This is a genomic window from Congregibacter sp. (assembly GCF_047617445.1).
GTDB lineage: Bacteria > Pseudomonadota > Gammaproteobacteria > Pseudomonadales > Halieaceae > Congregibacter.
The window spans coordinates 40,156-57,483 of the sequence record NZ_JBLGBE010000007.1 but is presented as its reverse complement, the minus strand read 5'-3'; the positions used below and the strand labels follow the sequence as shown (position 1 = coordinate 57,483).

At 55.4% G+C, this 17,328-nt stretch carries 20 protein-coding genes; 11 read left to right on the top strand and 9 right to left on the bottom strand.

Annotation, left to right across the window (positions count from 1 at the left end; genetic code table 11):
* Positions 1-199: 199 nt before the first annotated feature.
* Complete coding sequence (gene gmk / locus ACI9KD_RS03450) at positions 200-820, bottom strand: guanylate kinase (protein ID WP_414979753.1); 621 nt, start codon at positions 818-820, stop codon at positions 200-202.
* 88 nt (positions 821-908) lie between these two features.
* Positions 909-1,772 carry a YicC/YloC family endoribonuclease gene (locus tag ACI9KD_RS03445; RefSeq protein ID WP_414979752.1) on the bottom strand — a complete coding sequence of 288 codons (864 nt, stop codon included), beginning with the start codon at positions 1,770-1,772 and terminating at the stop codon, positions 909-911.
* A 107-nt stretch (positions 1,773-1,879) separates the two neighbouring features.
* On the opposite strand from ACI9KD_RS03445, the gene rph reads away from it, so the two are divergent.
* Positions 1,880-2,602 carry a ribonuclease PH gene (gene rph / locus ACI9KD_RS03440; protein WP_414979751.1) on the top strand — a complete coding sequence of 241 codons (723 nt, stop codon included), beginning with the start codon at positions 1,880-1,882 and terminating at the stop codon, positions 2,600-2,602.
* Between the two features lie 26 nt (positions 2,603-2,628).
* Here rph and ACI9KD_RS03435 read toward each other — a convergent pair whose 3' ends face one another.
* On the bottom strand, positions 2,629-3,390 hold the full coding sequence (locus tag ACI9KD_RS03435; RefSeq protein ID WP_414979750.1) for an exodeoxyribonuclease III: 762 nt from the start codon (positions 3,388-3,390) through the stop codon (positions 2,629-2,631).
* A 97-nt stretch (positions 3,391-3,487) separates the two neighbouring features.
* Between ACI9KD_RS03435 and pyrE the strand changes: the two genes are divergently transcribed.
* The gene (gene pyrE / locus ACI9KD_RS03430) at positions 3,488-4,144 is read left to right on the top strand and encodes an orotate phosphoribosyltransferase (RefSeq protein ID WP_414979749.1); all 657 of its coding nucleotides are present in this window, start codon (positions 3,488-3,490) and stop codon (positions 4,142-4,144) included.
* A 36-nt stretch (positions 4,145-4,180) separates the two neighbouring features.
* Positions 4,181-4,885, top strand: a complete 705-nt coding sequence (locus ACI9KD_RS03425) for a hypothetical protein (RefSeq protein WP_414979748.1) — start codon at positions 4,181-4,183, stop codon at positions 4,883-4,885.
* Here ACI9KD_RS03425 and slmA read toward each other — a convergent pair.
* The 4 genes from slmA to coaBC all read right to left on the bottom strand — a co-directional run bounded on the left by slmA (position 4,882) and on the right by coaBC (position 10,454).
* Positions 4,882-5,589 carry a nucleoid occlusion factor SlmA gene (gene slmA, locus ACI9KD_RS03420; protein WP_414979747.1) on the bottom strand — a complete coding sequence of 236 codons (708 nt, stop codon included), beginning with the start codon at positions 5,587-5,589 and terminating at the stop codon, positions 4,882-4,884. The two genes, ACI9KD_RS03425 and slmA, sit on opposite strands and share 4 nt — an antisense overlap.
* A gap of 90 nt (positions 5,590-5,679) precedes the next feature.
* Complete coding sequence (gene argB, locus ACI9KD_RS03415; protein ID WP_414979746.1) at positions 5,680-6,585, bottom strand: acetylglutamate kinase; 906 nt, start codon at positions 6,583-6,585, stop codon at positions 5,680-5,682.
* Between the two features lie 36 nt (positions 6,586-6,621).
* Positions 6,622-9,138, bottom strand: a complete 2,517-nt coding sequence (locus ACI9KD_RS03410) for a phosphomannomutase/phosphoglucomutase (protein ID WP_414979745.1) — start codon at positions 9,136-9,138, stop codon at positions 6,622-6,624.
* 107 nt (positions 9,139-9,245) lie between these two features.
* Complete coding sequence (gene coaBC, locus ACI9KD_RS03405) at positions 9,246-10,454, bottom strand: bifunctional phosphopantothenoylcysteine decarboxylase/phosphopantothenate--cysteine ligase CoaBC (RefSeq protein ID WP_414979744.1); 1,209 nt, start codon at positions 10,452-10,454, stop codon at positions 9,246-9,248.
* A 103-nt stretch (positions 10,455-10,557) separates the two neighbouring features.
* On the opposite strand from coaBC, the gene radC reads away from it, so the two are divergent.
* The 5 genes from radC (at position 10,558) to ACI9KD_RS03380 (ending at position 13,231) form a co-directional block, all read left to right on the top strand.
* Complete coding sequence (radC, locus tag ACI9KD_RS03400) at positions 10,558-11,232, top strand: RadC family protein (RefSeq protein WP_414979743.1); 675 nt, start codon at positions 10,558-10,560, stop codon at positions 11,230-11,232.
* A gap of 191 nt (positions 11,233-11,423) precedes the next feature.
* Positions 11,424-11,660, top strand: a complete 237-nt coding sequence (gene rpmB, locus ACI9KD_RS03395) for a 50S ribosomal protein L28 (RefSeq protein ID WP_008293438.1) — start codon at positions 11,424-11,426, stop codon at positions 11,658-11,660.
* A 44-nt stretch (positions 11,661-11,704) separates the two neighbouring features.
* Positions 11,705-11,860 carry a 50S ribosomal protein L33 gene (gene rpmG / locus ACI9KD_RS03390; RefSeq protein ID WP_414979742.1) on the top strand — a complete coding sequence of 52 codons (156 nt, stop codon included), beginning with the start codon at positions 11,705-11,707 and terminating at the stop codon, positions 11,858-11,860.
* Positions 11,861-11,982: 122 nt separating this feature from the next.
* Entirely contained in the window at positions 11,983-12,795 is an 813-nt protein-coding gene (gene mutM / locus ACI9KD_RS03385) for a bifunctional DNA-formamidopyrimidine glycosylase/DNA-(apurinic or apyrimidinic site) lyase (protein ID WP_414979741.1), read from the top strand.
* Positions 12,796-12,847: 52 nt separating this feature from the next.
* Positions 12,848-13,231, top strand: a complete 384-nt coding sequence (locus tag ACI9KD_RS03380; protein WP_414979740.1) for a hypothetical protein — start codon at positions 12,848-12,850, stop codon at positions 13,229-13,231.
* A 44-nt stretch (positions 13,232-13,275) separates the two neighbouring features.
* Here ACI9KD_RS03380 and coaD read toward each other — a convergent pair whose 3' ends face one another.
* Positions 13,276-13,761: a pantetheine-phosphate adenylyltransferase gene (coaD, locus tag ACI9KD_RS03375; RefSeq protein ID WP_414979739.1), complete on the bottom strand. Its 486-nt coding sequence runs from the start codon at positions 13,759-13,761 to the stop codon at positions 13,276-13,278.
* Positions 13,762-13,819: 58 nt separating this feature from the next.
* Entirely contained in the window at positions 13,820-14,395 is a 576-nt protein-coding gene (gene rsmD / locus ACI9KD_RS03370; RefSeq protein ID WP_414979738.1) for a 16S rRNA (guanine(966)-N(2))-methyltransferase RsmD, read from the bottom strand.
* 87 nt (positions 14,396-14,482) lie between these two features.
* On the opposite strand from rsmD, the gene ftsY reads away from it, so the two are divergent.
* Genes ftsY through ftsX form a run of 3 tightly spaced genes read left to right on the top strand, consistent with a single transcriptional unit; the run spans position 14,483 to position 17,169 of the window.
* A complete protein-coding gene (gene ftsY / locus ACI9KD_RS03365) occupies positions 14,483-15,517 on the top strand; it encodes a signal recognition particle-docking protein FtsY (protein ID WP_414979737.1) in 1,035 nt (344 codons plus the stop codon).
* A gap of 7 nt (positions 15,518-15,524) precedes the next feature.
* Complete coding sequence (ftsE, locus tag ACI9KD_RS03360; protein WP_414979736.1) at positions 15,525-16,202, top strand: cell division ATP-binding protein FtsE; 678 nt, start codon at positions 15,525-15,527, stop codon at positions 16,200-16,202.
* Positions 16,192-17,169, top strand: coding sequence for a permease-like cell division protein FtsX (gene ftsX / locus ACI9KD_RS03355; protein WP_414979735.1), 978 nt, complete (start codon positions 16,192-16,194; stop codon positions 17,167-17,169). The genes ftsE and ftsX overlap by 11 nt, the downstream gene beginning before the upstream one ends.
* The last annotated feature ends 159 nt before the right edge of the window (positions 17,170-17,328 follow it).

Here is a 17,328-nt window from a genome sequence, read left to right as displayed (position 1 = left end):
AACAGTAAGTTTCAGTAAACCCTCAAAACAACTCAGGGGCTTAGTTTTGAGTCGGGACGCACGAGCGTGAGCACCGAATAGCCGGCCATTATAGCTCAAAGCCCTCGCTAGATGCTCGCGGAAATTCGGTAATCTTGCGGTGTTCCCAGGATCGGCTAAGGCCCCCGCCGGGAAGCACCCAGGCGCCTGCACCGGTGGCTTATCCGAGTAGCGCTTTAAGTCGCGCGCTGTGGCGGTGCGATTGTTTGTCGGTCTGCAGGCGCTGAGACTGAACGATCGCTTGAAGCTCTAGAAGCGCTTCGTCAAAAATATCGTTAATGACCAGATAGTCGGCCTCAACGTAGTGTGACATTTCGGACACTGCGGCGGCCATGCGACGTTCGATGGTATCCATATCATCCTGGCCACGCTGACTGAGTCGATCGCGTAAGGCTTGTTCTGAGGGCGGCAACACAAATATAGAGCAGGTTGCCGGGAGCAGCCGTTTCACCTGACGAGCTCCCTGCCAGTCAATTTCCAGCATGACGTCAGCATCCGAGGCTAGCTGGTCTTCGACAAAATGCTGTGAAGTTCCATAAATATTTCCGAAAACCTGTGCATGTTCGAGGAAAGATCCTTTTTCGAGCATGCCCTCAAATGTTGGTCGATCGCAAAAATGGTAGTTTACGCCATCAGTTTCACCGGGCCGAATAGGCCGGGTGGTGTGCGAGACGGATACTTGCAGACTCGGTTCGGCGTCTACCAGCGCTCTGACCAGGCTGGTTTTGCCGGCGCCGGAGGGGGCGGAAATAGTAAACAGTGTGCCTGATTGTTGTTGCATGCTGATGTCGGTCCCCAGGTTGGGTCTGGCTGCGGCAGGACGCAGATTACGGTAGCGCGGGAGTTTTTGCGACTGAATTACGCCGCGCTTACTCGATGTTTTGAACTTGTTCGCGCATTTGCTCGATGAGAACTTTCAGTTCAACGGCACTTTGCGTAGTACTGCTCGTTGTCGCTTTAGACGATAGCGTATTGGCCTCGCGGTTTAGCTCCTGCATCAGAAAGTCCAGACGTCGCCCGCAGGGACCGCCCTTATCCAGGATTCTTGTGGTCTCTTTGATATGGGCTTCCAGGCGATCAAGCTCCTCGTCTACATCGGCTTTGTGCAGGAGCATTACCAGTTCCTGCTCGATGCGGCCTGCGTCTAGAGGTTGCTCGAGTTCTTCGAGGCGCCGACGCAGCCTTTCTTCCTGACGGGTTCGTAGCGCAGGGAGGGCCTGTCGGAGTGTTGCCACCTCATCACCAATCCCCTTCAGGCGGCGACGCAGAAACTCTTCTAGATGTGCGCCTTCTCGCGCTCGAGTCTCCTGAAGAGTTTGCAGTGCAGATTCAAAGAGCTGCCAGGCCGCGCTTTGCACACTCGATTCCTCGAGTTCTTCGCTGTGGCACACACCGGGAAATTGCAGCAGCGCCAAAGCATCCGGTGAGCTTGCATCGCTGCATTGCGCACGCACGCCAGCAAGTGCAGTCAGTAGCGCCGCGAGACGCTCCTGGTTGACCTCCAGGGTGTCTTTAGTCGCGCTGTCGACCACGCGAATCTGGCAATCCACCTTGCCTCGCTTTAATGCTTTGGCAAGCCCATCACGAAGCTTGGGCTCCAAGGCCCGAAGACTGTCCGGGAGCTTGAAGTGGTAGTCGAGATAGCGATGATTGACGCTTCGCAGCTCTACTACCAGCGTGGTGGGTGCTGAGGCGGCCTCGCGAGCGAAAGCCGTCATGCTGTGCAGAGTCATCAAGCGGATCCTTAGTAAAAATTGAGCGTATTGGCGGCCTGACTTACCTCAGCCCGCGCCTTGTCAGCGTATACTGCGCGCTTTGATGTAAACAAGGAACTTCCCTAATGCCAAGACCCAGTGGCCGGGCCACCGACCAACTGCGCGACATTTCCATCGAGCGCCAATTTACCTGTCATGCCGAGGGTTCGGTTCTGGTGAGCTTCGGTAACACCCGTGTGATTTGTACTGCGAGTGTTGAAGACAGTGTTCCCCGGTTTTTGCGTGGCAAAAATTCGGGTTGGATTACTGCAGAATATGGAATGCTGCCCCGCTCTACCGGCTCGCGCATGGGTCGCGAGGCTGCTCGAGGCAAGCAAGGTGGTCGCACGCAGGAGATTCAGCGGCTTATCGGTCGCTCTCTTCGAGCCGCCGTGGATTTGTCCAAGCTGGGTGAGCACACGATAACCCTTGATTGCGACGTGATTCAGGCAGATGGCGGCACTCGTACCGCGTCTATTACCGGCGCCTTTGTAGCCCTGGTTGATGCTATTAATGGCCTTCAGCGCGACAAAAAGATCAGCACCGACCCGCTGCGTCACTTCGTTGCATCCGTGTCCGTGGGTGTGTATCGAGGAGAGGCGGTACTTGACCTTGATTATCTGGAAGACTCCAACGCTGACACGGATCTGAACGTTGTCATGGCTGAACAGGGAGAGTTTATCGAAGTGCAGGGAACCGCCGAAGCGGCGCCCTTCTCGCGCACCGAACTTGATCAGATGCTGGATCTGGCAAGCGGTGGCATTTCTACGCTCATCGAGCGTCAGCGCGAGGCGCTGGCCACAGGTTGAGTCTCTGATTCGACGTCGGGTTAGTCTTAGATGTCGATATCGTAATCTATGATCACGGGCGCATGGCGAGAAAAGCTATCGCCCGTGTAGATAGCGGCATGCTCCACACTGTATTGCAGCTCTTCAGAGATGATTTGCAGATCGACACGCCAACCGTCTTCACCGCGTTCTTCAGGCCAATAGCTGTAGGCATCGCTGTCGGTACATACCTGCCGAAACGCATCGCGATAGCCGTTATTGAGTAACTCGTCTATCCACTGACGTTCTTCCGGAAGAAATCCAGAGCGATTGCTGTTTTCCGCACTGTTCTGCATGTCCGCGGCGGTGTGGGCCACGTGCCAGTTTCCGCAGATCACAAATTTGCGGCGTTTATTGCGGACCTTTTCAAGGTGAGCGCCTAGCAACGAGAAAAACGCGTTCTTGTTGGCCTGCTCATCAGTTGCGCCATCATTGGCCACAGGCGCAAGAAGACAGCCAATGGAAAGTTCGCCGTAATCCGCCTGAATATAGCGCCCCTGCATATCAAAATCGGCGAAGCCCAGACCGGTCATAATAGCTTTGGGCAGCGTACGGCAATAGATCGCAACGCCGTTATCCTTGCCGTTAACGTCGTCAAAAAAGTAAGCGTTGTAGTCGCTGGGGAAGAAGATGTCATCTTTTAAGTCGTATTCAGAACAGCGGATATCCTGAATACAGATGAAATCGGCGTCCTGGCGGGAGAGCCAGTCATAAAAACCCCGTTTGGCGGCTTCATGCAACCCATCTGCGCTGAAGCTGATGATTCTCATCGCGAACCCCTAATGTTTCGAGGCGCTATGATACAGAAACGACCGATGACAGAATACACTGTCAGAGTAACTTTCCCCTTTATTGTCTGGACTCTTCATGCAAGCCTACCAACGCGATTTTATTGACCTGGCAAGACGTTGCGACGTTTTGCGTTTTGGTGATTTCACACTGAAATCTGGTCGTCAGAGCCCCTATTTCTTTAACGCAGGTGCATTTGATAGCGGGGGCGCCCTTGCTGCCCTAGGCCGCTATTACGCGCAATGCATCGTGGATTCCGGTATCGCCTTCGACGTGCTGTTGGGTCCGGCTTACAAGGGTATTCCTCTGGCAACCACTACCGCTGTGGCGTTGGCGGACCAGCATGGGCGCGATGTCCCTTTTGCCTACAATCGAAAAGAAGCCAAGAGTCATGGTGAGGGTGGGATTTTGGTGGGCGCAGCACTTCGAGGACGGGTCCTGGTGATCGATGATGTGATTACTGCCGGTACGGCGGTCGCGGAGGTTATCGATATGATCACTGTCGCGGGTGCGGAACTTGCGGGAGTAGTTATAGGTCTTAATCGTCAGGAACGCGGTCAGGGAGAGCTCTCTGCCATTCAGGAAATCGAACAGCGTTGGAAGGTGCCGGTGTACAGCATTATCGCCATGCAGGACCTCATTGCGTATTTGGAAGACGATACGACAAGCGGTAGCAACGTTGCTGCGGGGGCGTTGTCTGCCCTGAGAGCGTACCGTGAGCATTATGGTGTCTGACTTGTGGTGCATCTCCTGCAAGCATATATTAGCGAAATGAAGCTTTTTCGCAGCATATACCCCATCGCTGGGCCGATCCCCGTGGGTGCTTTGGCAATTGCCGTCGCTCTGGCAGCGGTGGTCACTCTGGCGGCCCCCCAGGCGTCGGCGCAAAGTCGTCAGATGTATCGATACACGAATGCTGAGGGCCACGCGGTGGTCGGTTATCAGGTGCCGCCAGAGTATGTAGCTAACGGCTACGATATCCTCAGCGCCATGGGTGCATTGGTGGCCGTTGTCCCAAGAACCCTGGACGCGGGAGAGCGTGATGGGCTCAATAGCGAAGCTCGCCTTGAGCGCGAAGCAGTCGAAGATCGCGAGCGACTACGCCGTTGGGACGAGTCACTGCTACTGCGCTACAGCACTATTGAAGACATAGAAGCTGCCCGGGACAGGGAGCTTAGAGACCTGCGTATTCGCGTCAGTATTTTAAAAGGCAAATTGCGCTCATTGAAGCAGCAGGTAGAGAACTATCAAGCCTTGGCGGCCGACCAGGAGCGCCAAGGTAATGCTGTGAGTGTTGAGCATCTTTCTGCGATTGATGATCTTCAGGCTGACATCGCGGCTACGGAACGAGCCGTGAGTGACCGTCAGATGGAGATTGCGACGGTAGAAGCTAATTATCAAAAAGACATTGAACGCTTTACCACGCTCTTGGACGTCGTCAAAATGCGCAAGTCGATGTCGGCCGGAGAGGGCTAAAGACTTCCGCCAGCGCTGGTACTCTTGATGCCAGAGGACAATCCAGTGTCTGATTCTTGTGGGCTAGTCTCCTGCTGTTGTTGGCTCACCTTAGACTGTTTTCGGCTCAAAGAAGGTACTTCCCGAAAAAAGCCCTCCATCACATAACTGAATTGCTGTTCCCAGCCCGCACTTGGGCTGCGTTTGAACTCGCTGCGCACGAATTGGGTAATCCGTCCTTCGGCGCAGGCAAGCAGCAGGTTAGCCGCCTCTGGTAGCGGCAGCATTGGACGCAAACTCTCGCGTAATTCAGCTTCTCGTAGCACCTGACGAATTTGTGTTTCTACGCGATCAAGTACTTGATTTACTCGATGGCGCAGGCGCTGGGTTTCTCCCGTTAATGCCTCTCCTGTCAGCACCCGACTGATGCCGGGGTTACGCTCGGCGAAGGTAATCAGTAGGTACAGGATGTGATTGCAGCGGGCTGAGACACCCTCCTCGTCCTGCAAAATTAGCGCAATACGCTGAAACAGCGTGTCCTCGATGAACTCGATGAGTTCCTCGAACATTTTGGCTTTACTGGGGAAGTGTCGATACAGCGCTGCTTCTGAGACTCCGACTTTGGCCGCCAGACGCGCTGTGGTAATGCGGTCGCCAGGGTTGTCTTCCAGCATTTGCGCCAGGGCCTCAAGTATCTGCTGACGACGCTGGACATTTCTCGGCATAGGGCGCTCATAAATTGGCTAGAACAGGCATCGTAGCGATTGCCCCGCATCGGGGCAACACACTACCGAAAAAGGGATGTGTTTATGGGCTTAATCTTCTCCGCGACGAGTGATCTTTGTTCCCATACCCTCATCTGTGAATATCTCCAATAGCACCGCGTGTGGGACGCGGCCGTCGACAATGTGCGCCGAGGCAACGCCGGACTTCACGGCATCCAATGCGCAGCCAATTTTTGGCAGCATTCCACCGTAGACCGTGCCATCGGCAATCAACTCATCCACTCTCGCGGTCGATAATCCTGTGAGTACAGAGCCAGACGCGTCCAGCAGGCCCGCTACGTTGGTCAGGAGCATCAGTTTTTCTGCCTGCATGACCTGAGCAATTTTACCGGCTACCAGGTCCGCGTTAATGTTGTATGTGTTCCCCTCATCATCCGCCCCTATGGGTGCGATAACAGGGATGAAATTACTATCGAGGATGACATCGAGAATCTCCCGATCGATCTGACGTACTTCGCCGACCTGACCGATATCAATGATCTCCGCAGCGTCTAAGCCCGGAGAGTGGCGGGTGACCTGCATTCGTTGGGCACGTATTAGCCGGCCATCTTTTCCAGAGACACCGATGGCCTTACCGCCATTGCGGCTGATTGAGGAGACAATTGCTTTGTTGACGCTGCCTCCCAGGACCATTTCGACAACGTCCATGGTCTGAGAATCGGTAACCCGCATGCCGTCGACAAATTCACTTTTGATACTGAGTTTCTTAAGCAGCTCGCCAATCTGTGGCCCTCCGCCGTGCACGATGACTGGGTTCATTCCCACCAGTTTCATGAGCACGATGTCCCGGGCGAAGCTCTCTTGCAGCGCCGGGTCAACCATAGCGTTCCCACCGAATTTCACAACGATGGTGCGACCGGTGAAGCGTTGAATGTAGGGTAGGGCTTCGGTGAGAACGCGGGCAGCGTTCATGGCGGAGTCCGGTGTGAGCGACATGTTGTGTCCTTGAGTGGAGGCGTCCTGAGGGCGCTTCTAGAAGGGTATTGTTAAATCCGGTGCGACTGCGGCCAGCTGTTCCCGAAACAACCCCCGAATTCTTTCGAGTCCCGCTTCATCACCTGCTTCGAAACGTGCCGTGAGCGCCGGACCGGTGTTGGAGGCACGGAGTAAGCCCCAGCCATCCTGAAAATCCACCCGAAGACCATCGAGGTTGTTGGGTTTGCCATCAGCGAAGCGGGCCGATTCAATAAACTTCTGCATCAGCGAGAACTTTTCATTGTCCGATACCGGAATCAAAATTTCTGGTGTGCTCATGGCAACCGGCAGATCGGCAATCAAGTCATCGAGATTCTGATCCTGAGATGACAGTATTTCGGCCAAACGGCCCGTGGCGTACATGCCGTCGTCGAATCCATACCAGCGTTCGCCAAAGAAAACATGTCCCGAAAACTCCCCACCCAGCAAGGCCCCGGTTTCTACCATCTTCTCTTTCATCAATGCGTGGCCGGTCTTCCATAGTACGGGACGACCTCCAAGCCCTGTAATCAGCTGGGCCAGATTGCGGCTGCATTTCACGTCGTAGACGACGTCTGCGCCAGGGTTTCGGGTGACAACGTCTCGAGCAAAAATCATCATGAGCGTGTCGCTGCGGATGATCTTGCCGGTGCCGGTGACTACCACCAGACGGTCGCCATCGCCATCGTAGGCTACGCCAAAATCGGCGTCGTTAGAGATTACCTCGCGCACCAACGCGCTTAGGTTGTCTTCGTTGCCGGTATCCGGGGAGCGGTTAGGGAAGCGTCCGTCTACTTCGCAAAAAAGCGGGATGACTTCGCAGCCAAGCTCCTCAAGAAGTGCGGGCGCAATGTGACCTGTAGCGCCATTTCCGGCGTCGACCACAATCTTGAGAGGTACAGCGATAGCGATATCGCTCACGACTTCGTCCAGGTACTCACTCACTACATCACGCTGAATCAGGTGCCCAGTGCCCTTACTAAATCGACCGGTCTGAGCGATATTGCGAATCTTTTCGATGGTACCTTCGGCGACCGTCTGCCCTTTCAGCACGATCTTCATGCCGTTGTACTCGGCAGGGTTATGACTGCCAGTAATCATGACGCCAGACTTTGCTTCCAATAGCGAGGTTGCAAAGTACAGCAGTGGCGTAGGTACCAGACCGATATCGATAACGTCTCTGCCGGCCTGCAATATGGCTTTTTCCAGTACGCCTTTGATACGACTGCTGCTGGCTCGACCGTCATAACCAATACACAGCGTTTGTTCACCGAGTTCGCCGGCGATTGTGGCAATGGCACTGCCAATGCGAAAGACCGTTTCATCATCGAGATCGGTATCCGCGATTCCGCGGATGTCATAAGCGCGGAAGATATTTGGCGGCAGACCGTGAGTAGACGGACCGTCTACGGAGGTCATTGCGGTATTGCTGGATGCGGCCGTATGAGTGTCCACAGCAGGAACGATATTTCTGGTATTGCCCATGCGGGCCCGACGCAAGGTCAGCTTCCGGAGGTTTTTGGCCAGAGGCACCAATTCCGGGATGTGCACGTCCAGCGCAGTACGATGCTCAGCACCATCAACGATGCGCGCGATTTCTCCCTCTAGCGCCTTACTGCCGCGCTGCAGCGCAAGGAAAAACCCGGCTAAGCAGCAGGCAACAAGTAAGGTCAGAATGCCGTAAGGCGGACTGACACGATTGCTCGCTTCGTCTATGAGTGCTGCCGATGGTGCAAAAAGAACGCGCCAGGGTGTGTCTTCGACGTCCGCATGCCTGGCTTCCACATCGGCACCCGAGCCCTGATGGGCAATGCGTATATCGCGATCAACGCCTTCACTGTAGACCCGTTGCTCAAGAACGAACTCACCGACCATGCCTTTTGGATAGCTCAACATCGCTTCAAGAGTGCTCGTATCGACGGTTAACAGCACAACAGCCCGCCGGGAAGGCATGCGTGGGTGCGTGGTCACTTGTGCAAGAGATGCCAGCCACTGGCCTTCGAACTGATAGGCCTCGGGTTCTGCTGGCTCGTTGTTACTGACGCGTCTGACCAGGTCAACTTCGATGTGGTTGCGCAGCCCCTGGAAGCCCCCCGCTAGATCCGCCGTCCCCATATCGCTCAAGGGTAGTAAGCGAAGGCTTACAGCCTCAGGGAAATAATCCAGCATGGCTTGTTCGACGAGACGTATGTCCGCCGGGTTTTGTTCGGCAATGGCCTGTAGTGCCAGGGGCGAGCGAACGGCTGACTCAACCCTTGCGCGAAGTGCTGCGATGCTGTCGCCGATATAGCGGGCTTGTTGTGCTGCATAGTTATCGGAAACTTGTTCGATGAGTGCGGATTTTTGTGCCGGGGCGTGTAGCAATGCCAGATACGCTGTGGACAGGAGCAGCGGTACCAGAACTACAGCAAAGCCTGTTAACAATGAGGCACGGAGCATGTTGCCTTGCGCATTAACCCCGTGGGTGCTGCGCTGCTCCTCCATCGAGGCTTTGCCCGGTTGCGGTTTCTTTTTCCCGGGAAGTGTAAGCTTCATCTACGAGGTCCCTAGCGTCTGCCGAGCAGGGCGCATTTATTGTGTGCCGTTATCATAGACTCTCGGGCGCCGAACTGGAATCGGGGCCTGGTATCAATGACACCGACCTAAGCCCGCCTAAGATGCGCGATCTTCGAAATAATGATACCCGCAAGAACGTCCTTAGAGCACTGCTCGACATTGAGCTCTCCGTTACCCTCAGCCTCTCGCCAAAGTAACAAAGCCGCGTTGTTTTCACTGTTGAAGCCAATGCTGCTGTCGCTGACATCGTTGGCGACAATCATGTTCAGGCCCTTACGCTCAAGCTTGCCTAGCGCATGCTCTCGTAGGTTCTCTGTCTCAGCCGCAAAGCCTACGCTAAAGGGTTTAGCTATGTGGCTGGTAACACTGGCGAGAATGTCCGGATTGCGGGTGAGTTGTAAGGACATTTCTTGGCTGGATTTTTTGATCTTTTGCTCACAAGCGCTCAGGGGTCGGTAATCGGCTACGGCGGCGCAGCCGATAAAAATGTCGCAGTCTTCTAGCAGCGTCATACAGACGTCCAGCATCTCCTGCGCGGTGCCCACTGAGTGGCAATTCACACGGTCGGGTACGGCAAGGGCTACCGGTCCGGAAACAAGCTGAACACTGGCGCCGGCATCAATCGCAGCTCGGGCAAGGGCGTAACCCATCTTGCCGGAGGAGTGATTGGAGATGTATCGCACAGGGTCCAGTGGTTCCCGTGTTGGCCCTGCGGTGATCACCACGCGCTGGCCTGCCAATGCGCCACTTTTAAACAATGATGCAGCACTTTCCGCAATGGCAACGGGGTCCAGCATTCGCCCGGGTCCGATATCACCGCAGGCCTGCTCGCCACTGTCCGGCCCCGCAAAATGCATGCCCCGTTCAACCAGGGTCGCGAGGTTGGCCTGTGTTGCCAGATCTTTCCACATTTGTTGGTTCATCGCCGGTGCCAGCAACATCGGTGCTGACGTAGCAAGGGCAACCGTGGTCAATAGATCATCCGCCCGCCCTGCGGCAAGGCGAGCCATGCAATCCGCCGTGGCCGGCGCAATCAGCATAAGGTCTGCCCAGCGAGCGAGTTCAATATGCCCCATCCCTCGCTCGGCCTCCTCATCGAGAAGGCTGTGATGCACCGTGTTGCCCGAGAGTGCTTGGAGGGTCAGGGGCGTGATGAACTCCTGGGCGCCGCGCGTCATGATTACCCGCACTTCGGCCCCCGAATCCTGGAGTTTGCGCACAAGTTCAGCGGATTTGTACGCGGCGATTCCGCCGCAAACCGCCAGAAGTACCCGGCGATTGTTTAGATGTCCCATTAGCTTGCATACCTTGGGAAAATAAAACCCATAGGACGATAACATTTGCGCCTGTGGATGGCACGGGCTGCGCAGTGACCAGGCGCTCAAGGAGTAGTTGGCCATGTCATATTGTGAGGCAGTGCGTGACGAGTCAGCGCGGACCAAGTTGCTGGATCGGGGTCCTGATGCACTCTCCGATGCAGAGCTGTTAGCGCTGCTTCTACCCCGGGGCAACGCAGGAAAATGCCCGACTCAGCATGCTGCCTTGCTACTGAGACGCTCGGATGGTCTTGCCGGCTTGTTCACTGCTAATCAACAGCAGCTCCTGGCTGAACCAGGGCTAGGGCCGGCTACTGTGTCGCGTTTGTTGGCGGCCTTGGAGCTTGCAAGGCGTTGCGCAAAACAACCGTTAACCCAGCGAGATGTGATGACAAGTCCCGAGCGGACCCGTTTATTTTTGCAGCATCATTTGGGCACCCGGGCCCGAGAGGTCTTTTGCTGTTTGTTTCTAGATTCCCAGCATCGACTGCTCTACTGCGATGATGTTTTTTTGGGTACTTTAGATGGCGCAGCTGTGTACCCAAGAGAGGTAGTGGTCCGCGCACTGCAGTATCGTGCGGCAGCGGTAATTCTTGCGCATAATCATCCCTCTGGACTCACTCAGCCATCCAGCGCTGACCGCAGGATTACTCAGCGTTTGCGCGATGCCTTAGCCTTGGTAGATGTACCCGTGCTGGACCACGTGATTGTCGGTAGAGGGAGCTGTTATTCGTTTGCAGAAGCCGGTTTGATTTAGCGGCAGATCACCTCATTGCTTAATTTTCTGCTCCACCTTTGCTTGCCCGCAGGGGGTGCTTCTGGTATAAAGTCGCGCTCCGCGAGCTGGGGAGCCACTCCCAAAACGCGTAACTTATTGAAATTTAGTGCTTTTGCCTGAGCAAGCAACCATACAATGGTGCTTAGCCGCTTGGGTCCAGCGAGGAAATCATGGCCAGAGTCTGTCAGGTCACCGGTAAGCGACCGGTAACCGGTAACAACGTATCCCACGCCAAGAACCGCACACGTCGCAGGTTCTTGCCTAATTTGCACCAGCATCGTTTCTGGGTTGAGTCCGAAAAGCGCTTTGTGCGTTTGCGCGTCTCTAGCAAAGGTATGCGCATCATCGACAAAAAAGGTATCGATACCGTTCTTGGCGAATTGCGCGCACGTGGCGAAAAAGTCTGAGTACGCAACGCGTCTCACTGTAAAAGATTAGAAGAGGTAGCATCATGAGAGAAAAAGTTCGCATGAACTCCAGCGCGGGTACCGGGCATTTTTACACCACGGACAAGAACAAGCGCACGACTCCAGACAAGCTGGAGATGAAAAAATACGACCCCGTGGTTCGTAAGCACGTGATGTATAAGGAAGGCAAAATCAAGTAAGGTTTTGTTCTTCTGCTGGTGTCTGGGAATCAGGCGCAGCATCTATAGAAACCCTGGCAATTGCCGGGGTTTTTTGTACCTAAAGCTTTTTATACCTAAACGTAAGTCAGGGAGTCGCGCTCATGCCTGAACTACCTGAGGTCGAGACGACCCGTCGCGGTCTCCGTGCTCACAGTGAGGGTCGCCGGGTTGTCGCAGTGACGCTCCGGGATACTCGTTTGCGCTGGCCCGTGCCTTCGTCATTGCCAGAGACTCTTCGAGACCAGTCAATTTTGCGGCTTGAGCGTCGCGCTAAATACCTGTTGTTTTGCATGGATCGCGGCACATTATTGGTGCACCTGGGCATGTCTGGCTCCCTGCGGATACTCCTGGAGCCTCAGGCGACCGCTAAGCACGATCACATTGATATTGAGCTCGATAGCGGCGCCGTGCTGCGATACAACGATCCTCGACGCTTTGGGAGTTTCCAGTGGTTTGCTACCGGTGAGCCCCTCGTACCTTTGGCCAAACTGGGCCCTGAGCCCCTGTCCGAGGACTTCGACGGCAGCCGACTCTTTGATCTCTCCAGAGGGCGTAAACTCGCGATTAAGCCCTTCATCATGGATGGGGCCACCGTCGTAGGTGTCGGTAATATTTACGCTAGCGAAGCGCTGTACCTCGCGGGGATACGTCCAGATCGTGCTGCGAAGCGTGTGTCTCGAGCCCGCTACGAGCTTCTTACAGGCCATATAAAGCAAGTGCTTACTAACGCCATAGAGCAAGGCGGAACTACGCTGCGCGACTTCGTGGGGGGTGATGGGAAGCCCGGTTACTTCGCCCAACAGCTGTATGTTTATGGCCGCTCGGGAAAGCCCTGCAAGGCCTGTGGGACGGTTCTTCGGGACAAAGTTATTGGACAGCGCGCGAGTGTTTATTGCGTAGCCTGTCAGCGCTGATCTGCGTACACTTGGAGCGAGCTCAGCCAGCCCCTATTGCGGAGGAAACAACGTGTTAGCTCAAATATTGCAAGTAAAACGTCAGATTGGCCTGGTCCTTGTCGCCCTAATGTTGGCGCCATCGGTGTTTGCCCAGAGTTCTATCGATGAAAAACCTAATGCTTTCGCCATGGCCGGGGATCTCGTTGTTGCGCGCCCCATCGGTCTTGTTATGACGGCTGTGGGCGGTGCTGCTTTTATTGTCTCTTTGCCGTTCACCGCATTGGCGGGTTCTGTATCTGAGTCAGCCGAAAGCTTGGTACTGGGCCCAGGAAGGGAAACTTTCGTACGGTGTTTAGGTTGTCGGGTTTCTGGCTATAGCTACAAGGATGTCGAACGTCGGCGCGCTCGCAAAGCGGAAGAAACCGAGCAGGCAGCTGCCGAACTAGAGCAATAAGCTCTGCTGCGCAACGCTTGCGCGGCTCATCGAGTCCCTGGGAGCTAGCTCGGAAATTTTCGAGCTAGCGCGTCACTGACGTTACTGGGCACGAATGGTGTGATGTCTCCCTGCAAGGCCGCGATCTCGCGCACCAGCGACGAAGATATGTAAGACAGATGCTCGCTGGGAGTCAGAAAGATACTCTCGAACTCCGGGTAAAGCGCTCGATTCATGTTCGCCAGCTGAAACTCATATTCAAAATCCGCCACCGCGCGCAGTCCGCGCAAGACGCAGCGTGCGTTCTCGCTGATCGTAAAGTCGGTGAGCAGATTACTAAAGCCTTTCACCTCCACGTTCTCTATCCCTGTGAGTGCATCGGCACAGAGCGCGACCCGTTCATCGAGATCAAACAATGGCGTCTTTTTCTCGCTAAACGCAATAGCGACGACGACGCGGTCAAATAATTTTGCCGCGCGCTCCACCAGATCTACGTGTCCGTTGGTGATGGGATCAAAAGTCCCGGGATAAATAACTGTTCGGTTGTCCACGGCGCGTATCCGGATAAGGAAGAGCAGGGATACTAAACAATCGCCATCGCCCTCTCAATCAGGGTGTTTTGTTGCGGTATAACTCGTAGATCACTCCGGCGCTCTTTTTGCTTCGATATTGTTCCCAGCCAACTGGCGTAATCGGGTTTTGGCCGGGCGCATACTCCAGATAGATCAGAGCATTCTCGCTGAGCAAGGGACTGTCTGTGAGTTGTTCCAAGACGGCATCTAACAGATTGCTGGCAAAGGGCGGGTCGAGGAACAGCAGATCAAACTGCTCGTCGCCTGCTCTGTGTAAAAACTTGTTTGCGTCTTCCTGTTGTACTTCACCTCGCGGGCCCGCTCCTAGCGCCACCAGTGCTTGCCTGAGTACGCCCGCGGCCTGTCCCTGCTGCTCTACGAATTGGCAGTGTGCCGCCCCTCGGGATAGTGCCTCAAGGCCCAGAGCACCGCTGCCGGCGAACAGATCCAGACAGCGCATGCCGACAATCTCAGGGGCGAGCCAGTTAAACAGCGTTTCACGAACGCGATCAGCGGACGGGCGCAGGCCGGTGAGATCGGCAATGGGTAGCTTTCGACCCCGCCACTGACCGGCAATAATCCGCAGCTGTCCCTTCCCTTTGTTTGCCTTCAAAAAAATACTCCCATCGCAGCTTGAATCCCCGCGATGATACGATAGAGACCCGATGACAACACACGCCTGAGTCGAACGTTTTTCGTGATGAAGTTTTTCAGTTCCAAGCCCGATGACCCCAAAGAAAATATTTCTGTGGACGTTACACGGGATCCAGCACCTGCTGTTTCTGAACGGCCCGAGAACAGCAGTGACCCTGCCGGACAGGGGCTTTTTGGTCGTTTGAAGCGGGGCCTGGGTCGCACAAGCGATAGTTTGGCCGCCGGGTTTGGCAATTTGTTTCTGGGCCGCAAAACCATCGATGCTGATTTACTCGAGGAGCTGGAGTCGCAGCTCCTCATGGCCGATGTGGGCATTGAGGCGACCAGCGAGATTATTACGCATCTCACAGATCGGGTTTCGCGCAAGGAGCTGTCTGATCCTGAGGCACTGATGCAGGGTCTACGGGACGAGTTGCAGGGCATTTTGCAGCCCTGCGAAAAGAGCCTTGATGTGACTGTGGGGTCGCCCTTTGTCATTCTCATGGTGGGTGTGAATGGTGTAGGTAAAACCACAACGATCGGCAAGTTGGCGCGACGCTTTCAGGAAGAGGGCCGCTCGGTCATGTTGGCTGCCGGCGATACCTTTCGCGCTGCGGCGGTGGAGCAGTTGCAGCATTGGGGTGAGCGACACGACGTGCCGGTGATTGCGCAGCACAGCGGCGCAGACAGTGCCTCGGTGATTTATGACGCGCTGCAGGCGGCGACGGCGCGAGGCGTAGACGTCCTGATTGCCGATACAGCCGGCCGCCTTTCCAACAAGAGCCACCTTATGGACGAGCTAAGCAAGGTCGTGCGCGTGATGGGCAAGTTAAATCCTGATGCTCCTCATGAGGTGATGCTCGTACTTGATGCGGGTACTGGACAGAACGCTATCTCACAGGCTTCTCAGTTTCGGGATGCCGTAGGGGTAACCGGACTGACGCTCACCAAGCTGGATGGCACGGCGAAAGGCGGTGTGATTTTTGCGATCGCGCGGCGTCTTGGCCTCCCGATTCGTTTTATTGGTGTTGGAGAATCTGCTCTGGACCTTCGGCCCTTTGTTGCCGAAGAGTTTATTCAGGCTCTGTTTGATCGCGATTGAGTGAGCCATGATCAGCTTCGAGCGCGTCAGTAAACGCTACGACAACAGCCACGATGCGCTGCGCGAAGTCAGTTTCTCCATAGATCAGGAGGAATTGGTATTCCTTACGGGGCATTCTGGTGCCGGAAAAAGCACCTTACTTCGACTGATTATGCTCATGGAGCGACCCAGTCGTGGTCGTGTTGTTGTCGCTGGCGCCGACCTGGGCAAGCTTCGCCGAGGGAGCATACCCCGGCATCGGCAATCCATTGGCGTGGTGTTTCAAAACCATAAACTGCTCATGGACCGCCCTGTTTTTGACAACGTGGCGCTGCCGTTGCAGATCGCAGGTTTTGAGTACCGCGATATTGATCGCCGGGTGAACGCGGCTCTAGACAAGGTGGGCTTACTGGATCGGGTTCAAGCCATGCCCATGAGTCTCTCTGGCGGTGAACAGCAGCGAGTGGGTATTGCCCGGGCGGTCGTTGCTCGTCCGTCTATCCTTCTGGCAGACGAGCCTACCGGCAACCTTGACCCCGAGCTGTCTGCGGAGATTATGCAGCTGTTTGTGGACTTTAGCCGGGTCGGAGTGACGGTACTCATTGCCAGCCACGACCTGGCCTTGATTTCGCGTTTGCGACACCGGACCCTCACTCTAAAGGGTGGTCGTCTGGTGTCTCCGGAGATCACCATTGATGGCGCGTAAGGCCGCTAAATCCTCCGCGGGCAACGCGCGCCCCCGACGTATTCGCTGGGCTGAACGCTGGCGCGGTTGGCGTCGGCACCACAGTCAGTCCGCCGCAGACAGTCTGGCCAAGGTGTTGCAGCAACCGATTTCAAGTTGCATGACCTGGCTGGTGATCGGTATTGCCATTGCTCTGCCCAGCGGTTTGTGGGTGGTCCTGGATAATGTTGCGCAGCTTGGAGAACAGTTGGACCGACCGGCGCAGTTGTCGGTTTTTTTGCAAATGGATGCGCAGTTAGACGACGCTCGGAGTCTGGCTCTGACGCTGGCGCAACGCGATGACATTAAAAGCGCGACGTTCGTCGACCGTGATCAGGCGCTTGCGGAGTTTGTGGAGCGTTCGGGTATGGGCGAGCTTGCACAGAGCCTTCCAGAAAACCCCCTGCCCCATCTGCTCCTCATAGATCCGGTAGTTGCATCGCCGGAAGCTCTGGGCGTTTTACGCGCCGAATTGGAGTCACTTCCGGCGGTACAGGAAGCGCTTTTGGACACGCTTTGGCTGCAACGTTTGCAGTCCTTGATGACGCTTGGACGGCGCGCCGTTCAGTTGCTCGCCGCCTTGCTGCTGGCAGCCGTGGTTTTGGTGCTGGGAAATACCATACGGCTGGCTATTGAGAGCCGTCGTGACGAGATTGTGATCGTCAAATTAGTGGGTGGCACCGATGCTTTTGTGCGTCGTCCGCTGCTGTACACAGGACTATGGTTTGGCCTGGGAGGCGGGGTGGTAGCCGCTATTCTAGTCACTTTGGGTACGCTGATACTTGCGTCGCCGGTGAATGCTCTGGCTGCTGCCTACCAGAGTAGCTTTGTACTTCAGGGTCTGGGGCTCGTGAACAGTCTGCAATTAGTATTGCTTGGGGCGTCGCTGGGTCTTATCGGCGCATGGCTTGCTGTGACACGACACCTTAAAGCTATAGAACCCCGGTGATATAACAAAACAGAATAAGAGGTGCAATAATGGGAACTTTTATGGATTTAGCACTCTAATACTGGGAGTGCTAGAATCCGTTCCCCGTTTTGGAGTAGGCCGTGACAGGACTAATGACCACACCAATGACAGCTACAGCTTTTGACAATGCCTTCGGTG

Coding starts and splice junctions, on each gene's coding strand:
- gmk (WP_414979753.1), bottom strand. CDS start 820: ATGCAACAACAATCAGGCACACTGTTTACTATTTCCGCCCCCTCCGGC.
- ACI9KD_RS03445 (WP_414979752.1), bottom strand. CDS start 1,772: ATGACTCTGCACAGCATGACGGCTTTCGCTCGCGAGGCCGCCTCAGCA.
- rph (WP_414979751.1), top strand. CDS start 1,880: ATGCCAAGACCCAGTGGCCGGGCCACCGACCAACTGCGCGACATTTCC.
- ACI9KD_RS03435 (WP_414979750.1), bottom strand. CDS start 3,390: ATGAGAATCATCAGCTTCAGCGCAGATGGGTTGCATGAAGCCGCCAAA.
- pyrE (WP_414979749.1), top strand. CDS start 3,488: ATGCAAGCCTACCAACGCGATTTTATTGACCTGGCAAGACGTTGCGAC.
- ACI9KD_RS03425 (WP_414979748.1), top strand. CDS start 4,181: ATGAAGCTTTTTCGCAGCATATACCCCATCGCTGGGCCGATCCCCGTG.
- slmA (WP_414979747.1), bottom strand. CDS start 5,589: ATGCCGAGAAATGTCCAGCGTCGTCAGCAGATACTTGAGGCCCTGGCG.
- argB (WP_414979746.1), bottom strand. CDS start 6,585: ATGTCGCTCACACCGGACTCCGCCATGAACGCTGCCCGCGTTCTCACC.
- ACI9KD_RS03410 (WP_414979745.1), bottom strand. CDS start 9,138: ATGAAGCTTACACTTCCCGGGAAAAAGAAACCGCAACCGGGCAAAGCC.
- coaBC (WP_414979744.1), bottom strand. CDS start 10,454: ATGGGACATCTAAACAATCGCCGGGTACTTCTGGCGGTTTGCGGCGGA.
- radC (WP_414979743.1), top strand. CDS start 10,558: ATGTCATATTGTGAGGCAGTGCGTGACGAGTCAGCGCGGACCAAGTTG.
- rpmB (WP_008293438.1), top strand. CDS start 11,424: ATGGCCAGAGTCTGTCAGGTCACCGGTAAGCGACCGGTAACCGGTAAC.
- rpmG (WP_414979742.1), top strand. CDS start 11,705: ATGAGAGAAAAAGTTCGCATGAACTCCAGCGCGGGTACCGGGCATTTT.
- mutM (WP_414979741.1), top strand. CDS start 11,983: ATGCCTGAACTACCTGAGGTCGAGACGACCCGTCGCGGTCTCCGTGCT.
- ftsY (WP_414979737.1), top strand. CDS start 14,483: ATGAAGTTTTTCAGTTCCAAGCCCGATGACCCCAAAGAAAATATTTCT.
- ftsE (WP_414979736.1), top strand. CDS start 15,525: ATGATCAGCTTCGAGCGCGTCAGTAAACGCTACGACAACAGCCACGAT.
- ftsX (WP_414979735.1), top strand. CDS start 16,192: ATGGCGCGTAAGGCCGCTAAATCCTCCGCGGGCAACGCGCGCCCCCGA.